The sequence below is a fragment of the Actinomadura sp. NPDC048032 genome, assembly GCF_040653175.1.
Lineage (GTDB): Bacteria > Actinomycetota > Actinomycetes > Streptosporangiales > Streptosporangiaceae > Spirillospora > Spirillospora verrucosospora.
The window spans coordinates 14,065-30,007 of the sequence record NZ_JBEZJP010000013.1 but is presented as its reverse complement, the minus strand read 5'-3'; the positions used below and the strand labels follow the sequence as shown (position 1 = coordinate 30,007).

General features: G+C 72.7%; 14 protein-coding genes and 1 pseudogene. 5 read left to right on the top strand and 10 right to left on the bottom strand.

The features are described 5' to 3' along the window. Positions 1–15 precede the first annotated feature (15 nt). On the top strand, positions 16–984 hold the full coding sequence (locus AB0C69_RS03675; RefSeq protein WP_345177884.1) for a MoxR family ATPase: 969 nt from the start codon (positions 16–18) through the stop codon (positions 982–984). Further along, the gene (locus AB0C69_RS03670; RefSeq protein ID WP_345177758.1) at positions 984–2,276 is read left to right on the top strand and encodes a DUF58 domain-containing protein; all 1,293 of its coding nucleotides are present in this window, start codon (positions 984–986) and stop codon (positions 2,274–2,276) included. Before AB0C69_RS03675 ends, AB0C69_RS03670 begins: the two co-directional genes overlap by 1 nt. 16 nt (positions 2,277–2,292) lie before the next feature. Here AB0C69_RS03670 and AB0C69_RS03665 read toward each other — a convergent pair whose 3' ends face one another. Next, entirely contained in the window at positions 2,293–3,288 is a 996-nt protein-coding gene (locus AB0C69_RS03665; protein ID WP_360349294.1) for a stage II sporulation protein M, read from the bottom strand. A gap of 70 nt (positions 3,289–3,358) precedes the next feature. Here AB0C69_RS03665 and AB0C69_RS03660 point away from each other — a divergent pair, with 70 nt between their 5' ends. After that, entirely contained in the window at positions 3,359–4,396 is a 1,038-nt protein-coding gene (locus tag AB0C69_RS03660; protein ID WP_360349291.1) for an RDD family protein, read from the top strand. A 63-nt stretch (positions 4,397–4,459) separates the two neighbouring features. Then, complete coding sequence (locus AB0C69_RS03655; RefSeq protein WP_360349289.1) at positions 4,460–5,869, top strand: cellulase family glycosylhydrolase; 1,410 nt, start codon at positions 4,460–4,462, stop codon at positions 5,867–5,869. On the opposite strand, the gene AB0C69_RS03650 is transcribed toward AB0C69_RS03655, so the two are convergent. The 4 genes and pseudogenes from AB0C69_RS03650 to ahcY (AB0C69_RS03635) form a co-directional block, all read right to left on the bottom strand. Next, positions 5,866–6,858, bottom strand: a complete 993-nt coding sequence (locus tag AB0C69_RS03650) for a hypothetical protein (RefSeq protein ID WP_360349286.1) — start codon at positions 6,856–6,858, stop codon at positions 5,866–5,868. The two genes, AB0C69_RS03655 and AB0C69_RS03650, sit on opposite strands and share 4 nt — an antisense overlap. Positions 6,859–6,917: 59 nt before the next feature. Beyond that, on the bottom strand, positions 6,918–7,493 hold the full coding sequence (locus AB0C69_RS03645; RefSeq protein WP_360349283.1) for a hypothetical protein: 576 nt from the start codon (positions 7,491–7,493) through the stop codon (positions 6,918–6,920). A gap of 3 nt (positions 7,494–7,496) precedes the next feature. Further along, a complete protein-coding gene (gene ahcY, locus AB0C69_RS03640) occupies positions 7,497–8,753 on the bottom strand; it encodes an adenosylhomocysteinase (protein ID WP_360349280.1) in 1,257 nt (418 codons plus the stop codon). A gap of 283 nt (positions 8,754–9,036) precedes the next feature. Then, positions 9,037–10,466: pseudogene (gene ahcY, locus AB0C69_RS03635) on the bottom strand (adenosylhomocysteinase). A gap of 158 nt (positions 10,467–10,624) precedes the next feature. On the opposite strand from ahcY (AB0C69_RS03635), the gene AB0C69_RS03630 reads away from it, so the two are divergent. Next, positions 10,625–10,981: a MerR family transcriptional regulator gene (locus AB0C69_RS03630; protein WP_360349277.1), complete on the top strand. Its 357-nt coding sequence runs from the start codon at positions 10,625–10,627 to the stop codon at positions 10,979–10,981. A 7-nt stretch (positions 10,982–10,988) separates the two neighbouring features. Here AB0C69_RS03630 and AB0C69_RS03625 read toward each other — a convergent pair whose 3' ends face one another. The 5 genes from AB0C69_RS03625 to AB0C69_RS03605 all read right to left on the bottom strand — a co-directional run bounded on the left by AB0C69_RS03625 (position 10,989) and on the right by AB0C69_RS03605 (position 15,917). Then, a complete protein-coding gene (locus tag AB0C69_RS03625) occupies positions 10,989–11,660 on the bottom strand; it encodes a response regulator (protein ID WP_353835381.1) in 672 nt (223 codons plus the stop codon). Between the two features lie 33 nt (positions 11,661–11,693). Then, complete coding sequence (locus AB0C69_RS03620; RefSeq protein ID WP_360349273.1) at positions 11,694–13,244, bottom strand: histidine kinase; 1,551 nt, start codon at positions 13,242–13,244, stop codon at positions 11,694–11,696. Between the two features lie 394 nt (positions 13,245–13,638). Beyond that, complete coding sequence (locus tag AB0C69_RS03615; protein WP_360349270.1) at positions 13,639–14,598, bottom strand: cation diffusion facilitator family transporter; 960 nt, start codon at positions 14,596–14,598, stop codon at positions 13,639–13,641. Beyond that, positions 14,599–15,738 (bottom strand): SIS domain-containing protein, encoded by a 1,140-nt coding sequence (locus AB0C69_RS03610; RefSeq protein ID WP_360349267.1) that lies wholly within the window; start codon positions 15,736–15,738, stop codon positions 14,599–14,601. It lies immediately after the preceding gene. Beyond that, entirely contained in the window at positions 15,735–15,917 is a 183-nt protein-coding gene (locus tag AB0C69_RS03605; protein WP_089315918.1) for a Trm112 family protein, read from the bottom strand. Before AB0C69_RS03605 ends, AB0C69_RS03610 begins: the two co-directional genes overlap by 4 nt. Positions 15,918–15,943: the final 26 nt, after the last annotated feature.

The following is a 15,943-nucleotide window of genomic DNA, read 5'->3' as shown; positions in this document are numbered from 1 at the left end:
GCGGGGCCGGGCACGATCCCCGAGGACGCCCGGCGCCAGGCCGAGACGGCCCGCGCGGCGCTCACGGCCCTGCGCGGTGAGGTCGCCAAGACGGTCGTCGGCCAGGACTCCGTGGTGACCGGGCTGGTGATCGCGCTGCTCTGCCGCGGCCACGTGCTGCTGGAGGGCGTTCCCGGCACGGCCAAGACGCTGCTGATCAAGACGCTGTCGCGGGCCCTCGACCTGGACTTCAAGCGCGTCCAGTTCACCCCCGACCTGATGCCCGGCGACGTGACCGGCTCGCTGGTGTACGACAACCGGACGGCGGAGTTCGACTTCCGCGAGGGACCGGTCTTCACCAACCTCCTGCTCGCCGACGAGATCAACCGGACGCCTCCCAAGACGCAGGCCTCCCTCCTGGAGGCCATGGAGGAGCGCCAGGTCTCGGTGGAGGGCACCGCGCGCCCCCTGCCCGACCCGTTCGTGGTGTGCGCGACGCAGAACCCGATCGAGTACGAGGGGACCTATCCCCTGCCCGAGGCCCAGCTCGACCGGTTCCTGGTCAAGCTGACGGTGCCCGTCCCCACGCGGGACGAGGAGATCTCCATGCTCCAGCGGCACGCCTCCGGGTTCGACCCCCGCGACCTGTCCGAGGTGAAGCCCGTCGCGGGAGCGGCCGAGCTGGCCGCCGGGCAGGCCGCCGTGAGGACCGTGCACCTGGACCCCAAGGTCGCCGCCTACGTCGTGGACCTGTGCAGGGCGACCCGGCAGTCCCCGTCTCTCCAGCTCGGCGTGTCGCCCCGCGGTGCGACGGCGCTGCTGGCGACGTCGCGCGCGTGGGCGTGGCTGTCGGGCCGCGACTACGTCACGCCGGACGACGTGAAGGCGCTGGCCAGGCCCACGCTGCGGCACCGCGTCCAGCTGCGTCCCGAGGCGGAACTGGAGGGCGCGACCGCCGACGGCGTGCTGGAGGGCATCCTCGCCCACGTCCCCGCCCCGCGCTGATGGCGCTGACCGGGCGCCTCGGGCTGCTGGCCCTCCTCGGCGCGATCGTCCCGCTGTTCGCGCCGAGCTGGTGGACGCTCTTCGCGGTCTGGGGCGTCCTGCTGCTCGGCGTCGCCGCCGACCTGGCCCTGGCGGGGAACGTGCGGGCCCTGCGCTTCCACCGCGACGGCGACACCAACGTGCGCCTCGGCGAGACGGCCCAGGTGTCGCTGATCGTGGAGAACCTCGGCCGGCGGCGCCTCAAGGCCCGGCTGCGGGACGTGTGGCCGCCGAGCGCGGGCGCCACGCCCCGCATGGTGAAGGTGGACGTGCCCGCCGGGGAGCGGCGCCGCGTCGAGATGACGCTGACGCCGACCCGCCGCGGCGACCGGAAGGCCGTCACGGTCGCCGTCCGCTCGGTGGGGCCGCTCGGGCTGGCCGCGCGGCAGCTCTCGCGTTCCGCGCCCTGGACCGTCCGGGCGCTGCCCGCGTTCCCGTCCCGCCGCCACCTGCCCGCCAAGCTCGCCCGGCTGCGGGAGCTGACGGGCGCGCACGTCGCGCTGATCCGCGGGCAGGGCACCGAGTTCGACTCCCTGCGCGAGTACGTGGACGGCGACGACGTCCGGTCCATCGACTGGCGCGCCACGGCGCGGCGCGGCGACGTGGTCGTGCGGACCTGGCGCCCCGAACGCGACCGCCGCATCTACCTCGTCCTCGACACCGGCCGCACGTCCGCGGGCCGCGTCGGCGACGTCCCCCGGCTCGACTGCTCGATGGACGCTGCGCTGCTGCTCGGCGCCCTGGCGTCCCGCGCCGGCGACCGCGTCGACCTGCTCGCCTACGACCGCCGGGTCCGCGCCCGCGTCGAGGGCGCGTCCCGCACCGACCTGCTGCCCGCGATGGTGCACGCCCTCGCGCCGCTGGACCCCGAGCTGCTCGAATGCGACGCCGCCGGGATGGTGTCCACGCTGATGGCGCGCGTCCGGCAGCGGTGCCTCGTGGTGCTGCTCACCGAGCTGAACACCGCCGCGATCGAGGAGGGCCTGCTGCCGCTGCTGCCGCAGCTCACCGCCCGGCACCTCGTCATGATCGCCGCGGTGTCGGACCCGCGGGTGGCGGAGATGGCGGAGGGCCGCGGCGACCTCGCGACCGTCTACGACGCCGCCGCCGCCGAACGCGCGAGAGCCGAACGCCGCCGCCTGACCGCCGAGCTGAGAGGCCACGGCGTGGAGGTGGTGGACGCACCGCCCGCGGAGATAGCCCCGGCCCTGGCCGACGCCTACCTGGCCCTGAAAGCCGCAGGAAGGCTGTAGAGCGTCCTGTGTCCGGTCAACCGGACACGGGAACGAGGTCGGGGTGGAGGTCGGTGTCGCCGGTTTCGCCTTGGCGGACGGCGCGGCGGCCCAGGACGATCACGTAGGTGAGGAAGGCGGCCTCGGCGATGACGCCGATGGCGATGCGCAGCCACGTGATGTGCACCCAGCCGGTCACGAAGCCCTCGATGAGGCCGGACACGAGGAGCACCGCGATGAGGCCGAGGGCGATGCTGACGGCGGCGCGGCCCTCCTCGGCCAGGGCCTGGCCGCGGCGGCGCGGGCCCGGGTCGACGATCGTCCAGCCGAGCTTGAGGCCGCCGGCGCAGGCGAGGTAGACGGCGGTGAGCTCCAGCAGGCCGTGCGGGAGGATCAGCCCGAAGAACACGTCGCCCTTGCCGTAGGCGAACATCAGGCCGCCGCTGATTCCGAGGTTGACCTGGTTCAGCAGCAGGACGTACACGGTCGGGACGCCGAGGAGGATCCCGAAGATGAGCGCGGTCGCCGACACCCAGGCGTTGTTGACCCACACCTTGAACGCGAACGAGGCCGCGGAGTGCTCGGTGTAGTAGTTGGCGAAGTCGTGCTCGACGAGTTCGCGGATCTCGTCGGGCGTCCCGATGGTCGCCTGGACGTCGGGGCTGTGCACGACCCAGATGGCCAGGGCGAGCGACAGCAGGTTGCCGAGGACGGCGCCGCCGAGCCACCACCACCGCATCCGGTACGCGGCCGCCGGGAACGACACGGTCGCGAAGCGGGTGACGTCGCGCCAGAGAGGCGCCTGGGCGCCGCCCACCGCGGCCCTGCCGCGCGCCACGAGCGACGACAGCCGTCCCACGAGCTGCGGGTCGGGCGAGCTGGAGCGGACGACCGACAGGTGCGTCGCCGCGCGCTGGTAGAGATCGACCAGTTCGTCGGCTTCCGCGCCGCTCAGCCTGCGGCCGCGGTTGATGAGCCGTTCGAGGCGCAGCCATTCGGCGTTGTGCGCGGCCACGTAGGCGTCGACGTCCACCCGGCGAGACTAACGCCTCGGCCCGCCGAACCGGCACAATGGGCAATCCGCCCGCATCGGAGGACAGGACATGGCCGATCTCGTCACCGGCGAGGCCGTCGCGCTCGACATCCGGGTCGCGCGGCTGGCCAGCCGTGCCTGCGCCGTCCTCCTCGACCTGCTCCTGCAGCTGGTGCTGCTGAACATCGTCGTCTACGTCACGGCGATGACCTCGCTGGTGGCCGACGACGCCTGGACGGTGGGGCTGACACTGCTCGGCGTCGTCGCGGTGATCGTCGGGTATCCCTGCGCGTTCGAGACGCTGTCGCGGGGGCGGACGCTGGGCAAGATGGCCGTCGGGCTCCGGGTCGTCGGCGACGACGGCGGACCGGTGCGGTTCCGGCAGGCGCTGGTGCGAGCGCTGGCCGGGTTCGTCGAGTTCTGGGTGTTCTACGGCTCGCCCGCGCTGATCACGTCGTTCTGCAACCGGCGCGGCAAGCGGCTCGGCGACCTGTTCGCAGGGACGATCGTCATCCAGGAACGGGTGCCCGCGTCGGCCCTGCTGGGGCCCGTCGCGGTGATGCCGCCGCAGCTCGCCTGGTGGGCGCGGAACCTGGAGCTGTCCATGCTGTCGGACGAGCTGGCGATGACGGCCCGGCAGTACCTGTCGCGGTTCTGGGAGCTGCTGCCGGAGGTCCGCGACTCACTGGGGCAGCGGATCGCCTCGCAGGTCGTCGCGGTGGTGAGCCCGCCACCGCCGCCGGGGGTGCGGCCCGAGATCCTGCTGTCGGCCGTTCTCGCGGAGCGCCGCCACCGCGAGGAGCTGCGGCTCGCCGAGCGCCGGGCGCGCCGGATGCGCCGGCTCGGGCTTCCCGCGTGGGGCACCGCGCCCGCGCCCGTGCCCGTTCCGGCGATGGCGATGGCGGGGCCCGCGCCGTACGGCCCTCCGCGGCAGGGGCCTCCCGCGCCGCCGCCGTTCAGCGCCCCCCAGCCGGGGCAGCCGCGGTTCCTCCCGCCGAACGACTACGGCGCCGGGCCGTACCAGAACGTGCTGAACGCGCCCCGGCCGCCCGCGCCGTATCCGGCGGGGCCCGGCGGGCCGCCGCAGGGCCCGCATCCGGGCTACTGACAAGATTGTCAATAGCAACTCCGGCTCCTAGAATCCGAAGAAATTTCAGATTCAGGAGGCGGCATGCGCGTCCGTACTGCCCTCGGCCGGGTCGCCCTCGCGGCGCTCACCCTGACCCCGCCGGCGCTGGCCGCGGCGCCCGCGCGTGCGGAGACGGCGCCGCTTCCCGCCATCACCGACGACCGGGGCAGGACGCTCCTCCTGCACGGCCTCAACACCGCGGGCAGCGCCAAGGGGCCGGGCGGGCTGCCGTGGGTGAAGCGGGAGGACGTCGTCCGGGAGGCTCGCGAGCTTGGCACGAACTCCGTCCGGTACCTGGTCCAGTGGAAGAACGTGGAGCCGGAACCCGGTCGCTACGACGACGCGTACCTGGACGACGTCGCCGAACGTGTCGCCTGGTACGGCGACCAGGGCATGCACGTCGTCCTCGACATGCACCAGGACATCTACGGGCCGTCCGCTTGCGCGGGCTCCGGTAACGGCGCCCCCGCCTGGGCCACCTTCACCGACGGGCTGCCCTGCACGCCGCAGGACCCATGGGTGCTGACGTATCTCCAGCCCGGCATCCTTCGCGCCTACGACAACTTCTGGAACAACACCGGCAAGCACCCGGAACTGGTGCGGCGCTACACCGCGATGTGGCAGCACGTCGCGCGACGCTTCTCACGCGTCCCGGCCGTCCTGGGCTACGACCTGATGAACGAGCCCTTCGGCGGGACGCGCCAGTTCGGCTTCTTCGAGGGCCCGATCCTGACGCCCTTCTACCAGGGCATCGTCAATGCGATCCGCAGGGTGGACGGCGACAACTGGGTGTTCGTCGAGCCGCAGGCGCTCGGCCCGAACGAAGGCGCGGAAACCTCCCTGGGCACTGTCCGGGACCCGCGCCCCGGCGACCCCCGGATCGTCCTGGCGCCGCACTTCTATCCGGGTGGCGTCGACCTGGGCGGCTCCTACGACGGCGTGGCGAAGATGCTCGTCCAGGCGCAGTTCACGCTCTGGAGGCGGAACATGCCCGCCGCCGCACGGCGCATGAACGCGCCGATGTGGCTGGGCGAGGTCGGCGGCATGGGCCAGGACGCTCCAGGCGCCGCCGAGTTCACCGGCGACTGGCTCTCGATGGCCGACGAACTCGGCATCGGCTGGGCGTACTGGTCGAACGACCCCGGCTCGTCTGGAATCACCGACGGCGAAGGCAAGCCGACCCTCTTCGCGAGGCTGCTCGCCCGGCCCTACCCGCGCGCGGTCGCCGGCACCCTCACGAAGGTCGCCCACGCATCGGGCACGCTCACCGTGACGTGGCGGAACAAGACCGGCGTGTCGGGCCCCACGGAGATCTGGTTCCCGTCCGCCCCGAAGGTCACCTCGTCCGACCCGGACGGGACGTGGCGGACCTCCTGGGACGCGACGCGCCACGTCCTGTCGGTGTGGGCCGACCCCGGCACGCCGTCCCACACCGTCACGGTGAGGCCCTAGCCCGGAAGCGAGCGCAGCTTCTCGGTCAGCGTCGGGCGCAGCTTCTTCAGGCACAGCACCGGCCGGAAGGCGCCCTCGCTGGTCATGTAGCTGGTGGCCTCGGCCGGGCACTCCTTCGTCGTGGCCACCCTGCCGACGACCTTCGCTATGGCGTCGCTGGACTCGCACTGGGCCTTGTCCAGGTCACCGATGGTGAACGAGGGGTCCTTGATGCAGTCGCCCGGGGACAGCACGCCGCCGCCCGCGCCCAGGCACAGCACCGGGTCGGCCGCGTTCCCGCCGCCGAAGGACCGCAGCTTCATCGTCTCCAGCGTCTTCGCCGGGCACGCGCTCTCCGCGCCGACGCGCGCGATCACCTTGCCGTACCAGTCCGGCTTGGAGCAGGGCTGCTCCTTGCCGAAGCCGATGGAGCCGCTGCTCACGCAGTCGCCCGCCGCGAGGAACGCCCCGCCCGCGCCCGGGTCGCCGGGATGCGAGCCCTTGAGGTTGCGCACGCACGCCTCGTAGTAGGTCTTCTCTTCCTTCTTCTCGCGGACGTTCGTGAAGCCGTCCGTGCCGCTCGGGCAGTCGGGCTCGGCACGCGAGCCGAACTGGAAGGCCGACGCCTCCTTCTTGCCGACGACCTTCAGCACCTTGGCCTTCGCCCTGGCGTCGTCGCAGCTCACCCGGAGGCTCGGCGGGATCCTCTTGCCGTCGTCCAGTCCGAACCCGGTGTCCACGCACTGCTCGGCCTTCACCGGGCCGGTCGGCGCGCCCGTCCCGTGGAGCGCCAGGAAGGCCACGCCCGCCAGCACGACCACGCCGGCGACCGCCACGGCCGCCCACACGATCGGCGAGGGGCGCTTCGCCGGCGGCGGCCCCGGCGGCCCCGCGGGCGGGAACGGGCCGCTCATCGGCGGGCCCGGCATCGGCGGCCGGCCCGGCCCCTGCCCTTGCGCCGGCCCCTGCCCCTGCGCCTGGCCCTGCCCCTCCGGAACCTGCCCGTACACGCCGCAACCCCCCATACCTGATCTTGTCGGACGAGTACGAGAAGATACCGCACGCCAGGTCAGGGCAGGTTAGGCGGGGATTCCAGGGCGGTGAGCTCGATCCCGGGCGCGGCCAGCACGACGTCCCCGGCAAGGTGCACCGCTTCGACCTCGCCCGTGGACAGATCGGTGACCTCGTACTCCGACACGGGCAGCGGCTCGGTCTCCGTCTCGTAAGAGGACGTCCCCACCAGCCGCCAGCGCCACGAGGCCGTCAGCGCCGACAGCGACGTCCCGCTCAACCGGACGAGGCGGACATCGGTCTGCGCGCCCTCGTCCAACTCCAGGGAACGGGCGACCGCGACCAGGAAACCCGGCGACTCGTGAAGGAATCCCGACGCCCGCTCGCTGTGCTCGGCGCCCGTCTCACCGGCCGCGCGCACCCAGGCCAGCCCGCGGCCGGTCACGCCGCCGCGCACCCACCAGCCTGGCGTGACGACCTCGACGCGGATCTGGCGCCAGCGCGCGTCCACGACGAGGTCCACGCGGACGCCGTCGGAGCGGGTGGAGGCGTACCGCCACCCGACGGGCCCGGGCGCGCACTGGAAGCGCTCCTCAAGCCCCCCGTCGAGGTGCAGGTACGTCCCGGCGGGCACGGGTCACGACCCGATGCGCCAGGAGTGCAGGTAGTCCTCCTGGTCCGGGGTCAGCAGGTCGATGGAGACCGACATCGAGGCCAGCTTGAGCCGGGCGACCTCCGTGTCGATCTCCTTCGGCACGTCGTGGACGGCCGGGGACAGCGACGCGTGGGACGTGGCGAGCCACGCGCACGTGAGGGCCTGGTCGGCGAACGACATGTCCATCACGGCCGCCGGATGCCCCTCAGCGGCGGCCAGATTGACCAGACGGCCCTCCGCGAGCAGCACCAGGCGCCGCCCGTCGGCCAGCACGTACTCGTCCGTCTGCGGCCGGACCCCGCGGTGCACCTCCACGGCCATGTCACTGAGGGCCCGCACGTCGATCTCGACGTCGAAGTGCCCGGAGTTCGCGAGGATGGCCCCGTCCTTCATCACGGCGAGGTGGCCGGCGTTCACGACGTCGCGGTTCCCGGTGACCGTGATGAAGACGTCGCCCTCCACGGCCGCCTCGGCCATCGGCCGGACGGCGAACCCCTGCATGGTCGCGTCCAGCGCCTTCACCGGATCGATCTCGGTGACGACGACGCGCGCCCCGAGGCCCCGCGCCCGCTCGGCGAGGCCGCGGCCGCAGTAGCCGAAGCCCGCGACGACCACGGTCTTGCCGGCCAGCAGCGTGTTGGTCGCGCGCACGATCCCGTCGAGCGTCGACTGGCCCGTCCCGTACCGGTTGTCGAACATGTGCTTGGTGTCGGTGTCGTTCACCGCCACCACGGGGAACCTCAACGCGCCCTCGCGGGCCATCTGGTGCAGCCGGATGACGCCCGTCGTCGTCTGCTCGCACCCCGCCTTCACGGTGCCGAGCAGATCCGTCCGGTCGGTGTGCAGGGTGTTGACCAGGTCGCACCCGTCGTCCAGGACGAAGTCGGGTTCGGTCTCCAGTGCCTGGTGGATGTGCGCGTAGTACCCCTCGCGGTCGGTGCCCGCGCGCGCGAACACCTCGGCCCCGTATTCCTCCACGAGGGCCGCGGCGGTGTCGTCCTGCGTCGACAGCGGATTGGACGCCGCCAGCGCCACGCTCGCACCGCCCGCCTGGAGGGTGCGGATGAGCCCGGCGGTCTCGGTCGTGATGTGCATGCACGCCGCGACCTTCACCCCGTCCAGCGGCCGCTCGGCGGCGAACCGCTCCCGGATCTGCCGCAGCACCGGCATGCTCCGATCCGCCCACTCGATCCGCTTGACGCCCTCATACGCCAACGACCGATCCGCAATATCGCTCATCAACACCCTCTAGAAGTAACTGCCGGACGGGATCCCCCGCCCGGCAGCGTCAAGCACGTCCACTTCCCTACGGTGCCCAGCGATCGCCATGTCACGACGACCTCAACCACCACCGCCACCCCGCGACGACCTCAATGGTTGCGATCGCGTCCGAAGGCAGATTCGAGCGGAGCGAGAACCTGATCGCGCAGCGAGCCGCAAGGCGAGACGGAGCGATGCCAGCGATCGCCCGCGTTTATCGACGATGGAGGGCCGCCAGGCCCGAAGGAGGAGAGAAACGCAATCAGTAACGGTAGTGGTCGGGCTTGTAGGGGCCCTCTACGTGGACGCCGATGTAGGCGGCCTGCTCCTTGGTGAGCTCGGTGAGCTTGACGCCGAGGGCGTCGAGGTGGAGGCGGGCGACCTTCTCGTCCAGGTGCTTGGGCAGGACGTAGACGCCGATCGGGTACTCGTCGGTCTTGGTGAACAGCTCGATCTGCGCGATGACCTGGTTCGTGAAGGAGTTGGACATCACGAAGGACGGGTGGCCGGTGGCGCAGCCGAGGTTCATCAGGCGGCCCTCGGCGAGGACGATGATGGAGTGGCCGTCGGCGAAGCGCCACTCGTGCACCTGCGGCTTGATCTCGATCTTCTCGATGCCCGGGGTCTTGGCGAGCCCGGCCATGTCGATCTCGTTGTCGAAGTGCCCGATGTTGGACACGATCGCCTGGTGCTTCATCCGGCCCATGTGCTCGGCCGTGATGATGTTGAAGTTGCCGGTGGTGGTGACGAAGATGTCGGCGATGTCGACCACGTCGTCCAGGGTGGTGACCTGGAACCCGTCCATCGCGGCCTGCAGCGCGCAGATGGGGTCGATCTCGGTGACGATGACGCGGGCGCCCTGGCCGCGCAGCGCGTCGGCGCAGCCCTTGCCCACGTCGCCGTAGCCGCAGACGACGGCGACCTTGCCGCCGATCAGCACGTCGGTGGCGCGGTTGAGGCCGTCGATGACCGAGTGGCGGCAGCCGTACTTGTTGTCGAACTTCGACTTGGTGACCGAGTCGTTGACGTTGATCGCCGGGAACGCGAGGGTGCCGGCCTTCGCCATCTCGTAGAGGCGGTGGACGCCGGTGGTGGTCTCCTCGGTGACCCCCTTGATCGCGGCGGCGGCCTCGGTCCAGCGGCCGGGCTTCTCGGCGATCGTGCGGCGGAGGGTGTCGAGGATGATGCCCCACTCCTCGGGGTCGTCCTCGGTGGCGGCCGGCACGGCGCCCGCCTTCTCGTACTCGGCGCCCTTGTGGACGAGGAGCGTCGCGTCGCCGCCGTCGTCGAGGATCATGTTGGGGCCGGTGCCGTCCGGCCACTGCAGGGCCTGGTCGGTGCACCACCAGTACTCTTCGAGCGTCTCGCCCTTCCACGCGAACACCGGGACGCCCTGCGGGTCGTCGACGGTGCCCTCCTTGCCGACGACGACCGCGGCGGCGGCGTGGTCCTGCGTGGAGAAGATGTTGCAGGACACCCAGCGGACGTCGGCGCCGAGCTCGACCAGCGTGTCGACAGCACGGCCGTCTGGATCGTCATGTGCAGCGAGCCCATGATCTTGGCGCCGCGCAGCGGCTTGGCGGCGGAGTACTCCTCGCGCACCGCCATCAGGCCCGGCATCTCGTGCTCGGCGAGCCGGATCTCCCGGCGCCCGAAGTCGGCCAGCGACAGGTCGGCGACCTTGTAGTCCATGCTTTCGTTGCTCCCTTGGTCATGTGCGCGCCGTCGGGTACGCGAGGTCGTGACGGGCGAGTGCACGGCCGCGTCAACGGGGGCGAGTCTACGGGCGGCGACCACCCGAAGGCACGGTCGAGGGCGACTTCCTGACACTGATTTGTCAGAATTGGCCCATGCGTATCACGGAGGCCGCCCGGCGGCTCGGCACCTCGCCCCGGATGCTCCGCTACCGCGAGGCCCTCGGCCTGCTCCCCATCACCCGCGAGACCGCCCTCACCAGGTCCGGGGGCGGCCACCGCCGCTTCGGGGACGCCGAACTGCGGGCGGTCGCGCTGGCGCTGGCCCTGGAGAAGCGCTACGACATCGGCCCCGCCGAACTGGCCTTCGGCCTCAGAGTCCTGGCCGAACCCCAGGTCCAGGCCCACGTCCGCGAACTGGGCGAACGCATAGGCCGCCTCTCCGCCCCGCCCACCCGAGCCCTGGACTTCGAAAAGGAAAAGGCCCTACGCCTCCTCCGTCGACGCCCCTGAGGGCGTCTCAGCTTGCGCTTTCCCCGGGGACGACGACGCCGGATTCGTAGGCGAGCATGACCGCCTGGGCGCGGTCGCGGAGGCCGAGTTTGGTGAAGACGCGCGCCACGTGCGTCTTCACCGTGTGCTCGCTGACGAAGAGGCGCTGCGCGATCTCGCCGTTGGAGAGCCCGCCCGCGATCAGGACGAGCACCTCGCTCTCGCGGGCGGTCAGCGTCGACAGCTCCGACGGCGCCTGCGGGCGGTTGCGCCGCTGCTTGGTGAACTCGCGGATGAGCCGTCCCGTGACCTGCGGGGCCAGCAGGGAGTCGCCGCGCGCCACCACGCGGACCGCCGAGACCAGCTCGTCCGCGGTCGCGTCCTTCAGCAGGAAGCCGCTGGCGCCGACGGCGAGCGCGTCGTAGACGTACTCGTCCACGTCGAACGTGGTGAGCACCAGGACCCGGACGTCCTCCGAGCCGGGCAGCGCGAGGATGCGGCGGGTGGCCTCGATGCCGTCCATGCCGGGCATCCGGATGTCCATCACGACGACGTCCGGGCGGCGGCGCTCGGCGAGCGCGACGGCCTCGCGGCCGTCGCCGGCCTCGCCGATCACGGTGATGTCGTCCTGGGCGGCGAGCAGGGCGGCGAACCCGGCCCGCACGATCGTCTGGTCGTCGACGATCATCACGTTGATCACAGCGGCCGTCCCTGGGGCGGGGGGACGACAGGGTCAGGGGCGGCCGGGCGGCGCCTGCGAACCGTGTCCACGGATGGAATTCCCCTCACTCGTCACCGGAAGCTCGGCCTCCACCAGGAACCCGCCCTGCGTGGCCGGGCCGGCGGAGAACCGCCCGCCCAGCATGGTCGCACGTTCCCGCATCCCCACGAGGCCGTGTCCGTCACCTGATCCGGACGTCTCCAGGCGGGTGCGCCCGGGGTCCGCCGGGGCCGGGCCCGCGGAGCCCGCCTCACCTGTACGGGAGCCGGGATCGCGGGGGTTCAGGACCTGGGTGGCCGCGGAGGCGCCGCTGTCCTGGACGCGGACCGCGAGCCGGTCGGGCAGGAACGTCAGGTCGACGCGGACGCCGGCGCCGGGCGCGTGCCGCCGCGCGTTGGTCAGCGCCTCCTGGACGATCCGGTACGCCGACAGCTCCACCGTGGTGGACAGGGCGCGCGGGTCGCCGTGCACGTTGAGGTCGACGTGGCCGCCGGCGCCGCGGTGCTGGTCGATCAGGTCGGGCAGCCGGTCGAGGCGCGGCTGCGGGGAGTTCGCCGCCTCCGGTTCGGGGGTGGCGTCGGCGCGCAGCACGCTGAGCAGCCGCCGCATCTCCACCAGCGCCTCCCGGGCCGTCTTGGCGATCTCGGTGTAGCCGGCGCGGGCCTCGGGCGAGAGGCTGTCCATCGTGTACGGGGCCGTCTCCGCCTGCACGGCGATCATGGAGACGGAGTGCGCGACGACGTCGTGCAGCTCCCGGGCGATGCGGGCGCGCTCCCGCATGACGGCCTGCTCCCGCTGGACGGCGGTGAGCCGGGTGAGGGTCTCGTTGGTGCGCTCGGCGGCCTCGGCCTCCGTCCGGCCCGCGGACTCCACGACGCGCCGCGCGTCCCCGAGCCCGATGGCGGCGAGGACCGCGACGATCGGCGCCGGCCAGGGGATGTCGTCGAGCGTGCCGGTCGCGAGGTAGACGACCCCGAGGGCGGCGACGCTGCCGACCGCGAGGACGCCGGTGGACTGGCGGGGCAGCCGCCGCCCCAGCGCGTACAGCGTGTAGAGGGCCGCGAAGCTGGTCGTGACCAGCAGGATCTGCCCGGTGAGCAGGCTCGCGGCGACCGCGCTGAGTACGACCGCGGCGACGGCGCGCAGGTTCTCCCGGCGCCACACCAGCGGGAACGTCGCCGCGACCGCGAACCCGCCCGCCAGGCTGAGCGGCGAGTCGACGCGCGGCGCCAGCTCCGCCAGCGCCGCGATCGTCAGCGCGAGGCCGGTCAGCGGCGCGAAGTACCAGGCCGACACGACCTCCCGCCACGTGTTGATCCAGCGGGGCAGCGGCGCCGTGTGCCCGGGCGCGGCGCCGGGACCGCCCCCCGCGCCGCCGTTCAGCCGGGCGCCGAGCCTGACCGCGAGCGGCCGCAGGAGCGTGCCGACGCCGGTGAGGATCCACAGCAGCAGTTGCCCGACCCCCGCAACGATGCGGCCGGACAGCTTCCACGCGTGGTGCGCGACGGCTGGGCCGAACCCCGCGGGGTCGGGTCCGGTCCGGGCCTTGTCATCGGTGGTCACCCCTCAATACTGACCGCTGAGGCGGGCCACGGCCTCACCGTGCGGGTGTATGCCGATCGCGGGAGTCCGCCTGGAGTACCAGCCGCGTTCCCTCCTTGAGGGGGACGTGCGGAGGAGGGCCGCGAACGTAGTGTCTTAACCGTGACCGCGACGGTGGCGTCGCCGACGTAGGGGGTTCGGCGGGGCCGCCGCGGTCACACCAGAACCGCCCGGTTTCAGGGGTCCGGGCGGGGAGGCATGGGAAAGCACCTCGCCGGACGGACGCGGCTCGCCTCCTCGGAGGCACTCGCCGGTCTCGCCTGGGCTGGGGTTCGGCCGGCGCCTGCGGCGGCCGCCCGGCGAGGAGTCCCGTGCCCGGCGCGGCCCGTGGAGCGGGCCGCGCGGAGCGTCGAGATCAGGACGACGCGGGCGTCTCCGGCTGAGCCTCCGCCGCGTGCGCGCGGGACGGCTCGTCCAGCGCCGGCTCCAGGTAGATGAGCTTCGCCTCCGGGATCTGCGCCCGGACCCTCGCCTCCGCCGCGTCGATCCCGCGGGCCACGTCGGCCGCCGTGTCGTCGTGGTTGACGGCGATCTTCGCGGCGATGAGCAGCTCGTCCGGGCCCATGTACTCGGTCCTGATGTGGATGAGGTGGTCGACCTCGTCCACCGACTCCAGCGCCTCGATGATCCGCCGCTCGGTCTGCGGGTCGACGCCCTCGCCGATCAGCAGGCTCTTGGTCTCGATCGCCAGGATCGTCGCGACCGCGCCGAGCAGCAGCCCGATCGCCACGGTGCCGACGCCGTCCCAGACGCCGTCGCCGGTGGCCACGGCCATCGAGACGCCGAGCAGGGCGAGGATCAGGCCGACGAGGGCGGCGAGGTCCTCCAGCAGCACCACCGGCAGCTCGGGGGCCTTGGCGCGGCGGATGAACGTCCACCAGGACTGCTCGCCGCGGACCTCGTTCGACTCCTTGATCGCCGTGCGGAACGAGAACGACTCCAGCACGATCGCGATGATCAGCACCGCGAACGCCCAGATCGGGGACTTGACCTCCTCCGGGTGGGAGATCTTGTGGTAGCCCTCGTAGAGCGAGAAGGCGGAGCCGACGGTGAACAGGACGACCGCGACCACGAACGCGTAGAAGTAGCGTTCGCGCCCGTACCCGAAGGGGTGCTGGGGGGTCCGGTCGCGTTCGGACCGCTTGCGGCCGAGCAGCAGCAGCCCCTGGTTCCCGGAGTCGGCCACCGAGTGGATCGACTCGGCCAGCATCGACGACGAACCCGTGAACGCGAACGCGACGGCCTTCGACGCCGCGATCCCGAGGTTGGCGGCCAACGCGGCGACGATGGCCTTCGTTCCACCCTCAGCACTCATCTACGCAATCCTCGCTCTGAGCTCTTGAACGGCAGGCTCGGACGCGGGGTCCACGCCGAGCGCGATAGCCAAGTAAACCGTGACATAGTCGGCCAGCGCGATCAGCGACGCGATCCTCTCCAGCGGATGGTCGCCCTCCGCCCGCATCTCGGTGACCGCCACGCCCCTGTCGCGGGCCAGCGCGGCGGCCGCCTCGGCGCGCCCGCGCGCCCGCGGGTGCTCCCCCGCGTCCCGCAGGGAGACCAGGTGCAGGCCGTGCTCCGGTTCGTCCAGCCGGTCGCGGAAGAAGTCGTCGGTGTCGGCCGGGGAGCCGGCCCGCGCGAAGAAGCCGTCGAACACCGCGACCTGGTTCCGGCCGGCCTCCGGGAGCTCCCCGAAGATCGCCGGGTACTTGGCGTTCTCGTTGAGCTGGCAGCACATCCGGTACGCCGCCGCGACGGACGGCTCGGACGCGCCCCACACGAGCGGCACGTCGCCCGCCAGGTCGAGCGCGAGGCGCTTGGCGGGGTTGACGAACGGCTCGCTGGACGGGCGGCACCGGTGCGCGACGTCCTCCAGCAGCGACGCCGTGGACTCCAGCACCGCGTCGGGGACGTCGGCCAGCCGCAGCGCCCGCGCCGCCAGGAGCAGGGGGACCGTCAGGCCCCACAGCGTGGAGCGCGGCCGCCCGGCGGACCGGACGGGGACGAAGACGCCGCGGCTCCTGCCGGCCAGGTCCGCCAGCGGCGAGTCCTCCCCGCCGACGGCCAGCAGGCGGCAGCCGCGCCGGGCGGCCTCCGCGGCGACCTCCAGGGTCTCCTCGTCGGTTCCCGAGGACGAGACCGCGACGACCAGGTCGGCGGCGCCCACCCAGCCGGGTAGCCGGGGGCCGCGCACCGTCGAGATCGGGACGGCGCAGCCCGTGCCGCACACCGCCGCGAGCACGTCGCCCGGGACCGCGCCGGAGCCGGTGCCGACGACCACGACCGCGCGGGGCCGGCCGTCCTCGCCCAGCCCGGCGACGCCGACCTCCTCCGCGGCCCGCCGCGCCTCCCGCACCTGGGCCGCCGACGAGGCGACCTGCCGGAGCATGCCGCCGGGATCCGCCGCCTCGGCCGCCTCCGCGCTCTCCAGCCGCGAGGGGTCGAGGGAGGCGCTCACGGGGCGGGGGTCCGCGCCTCGTCCACCAGGAGGACGGGGATGTCGTCGCGCACCGGGTAGGCGTAGCCGCAGGAGCCGGTGCACACGAGCTCGTCGGCCTCCTCGTCGGCGCGCAGGTCGCCGCCGCAGTTGGGGCAGGCCAGGATCTCCAGGAGCCAGGAGTCCAGCTTCATCGTCATGGCAGCGTCACTTCTCCCTTGCAGTC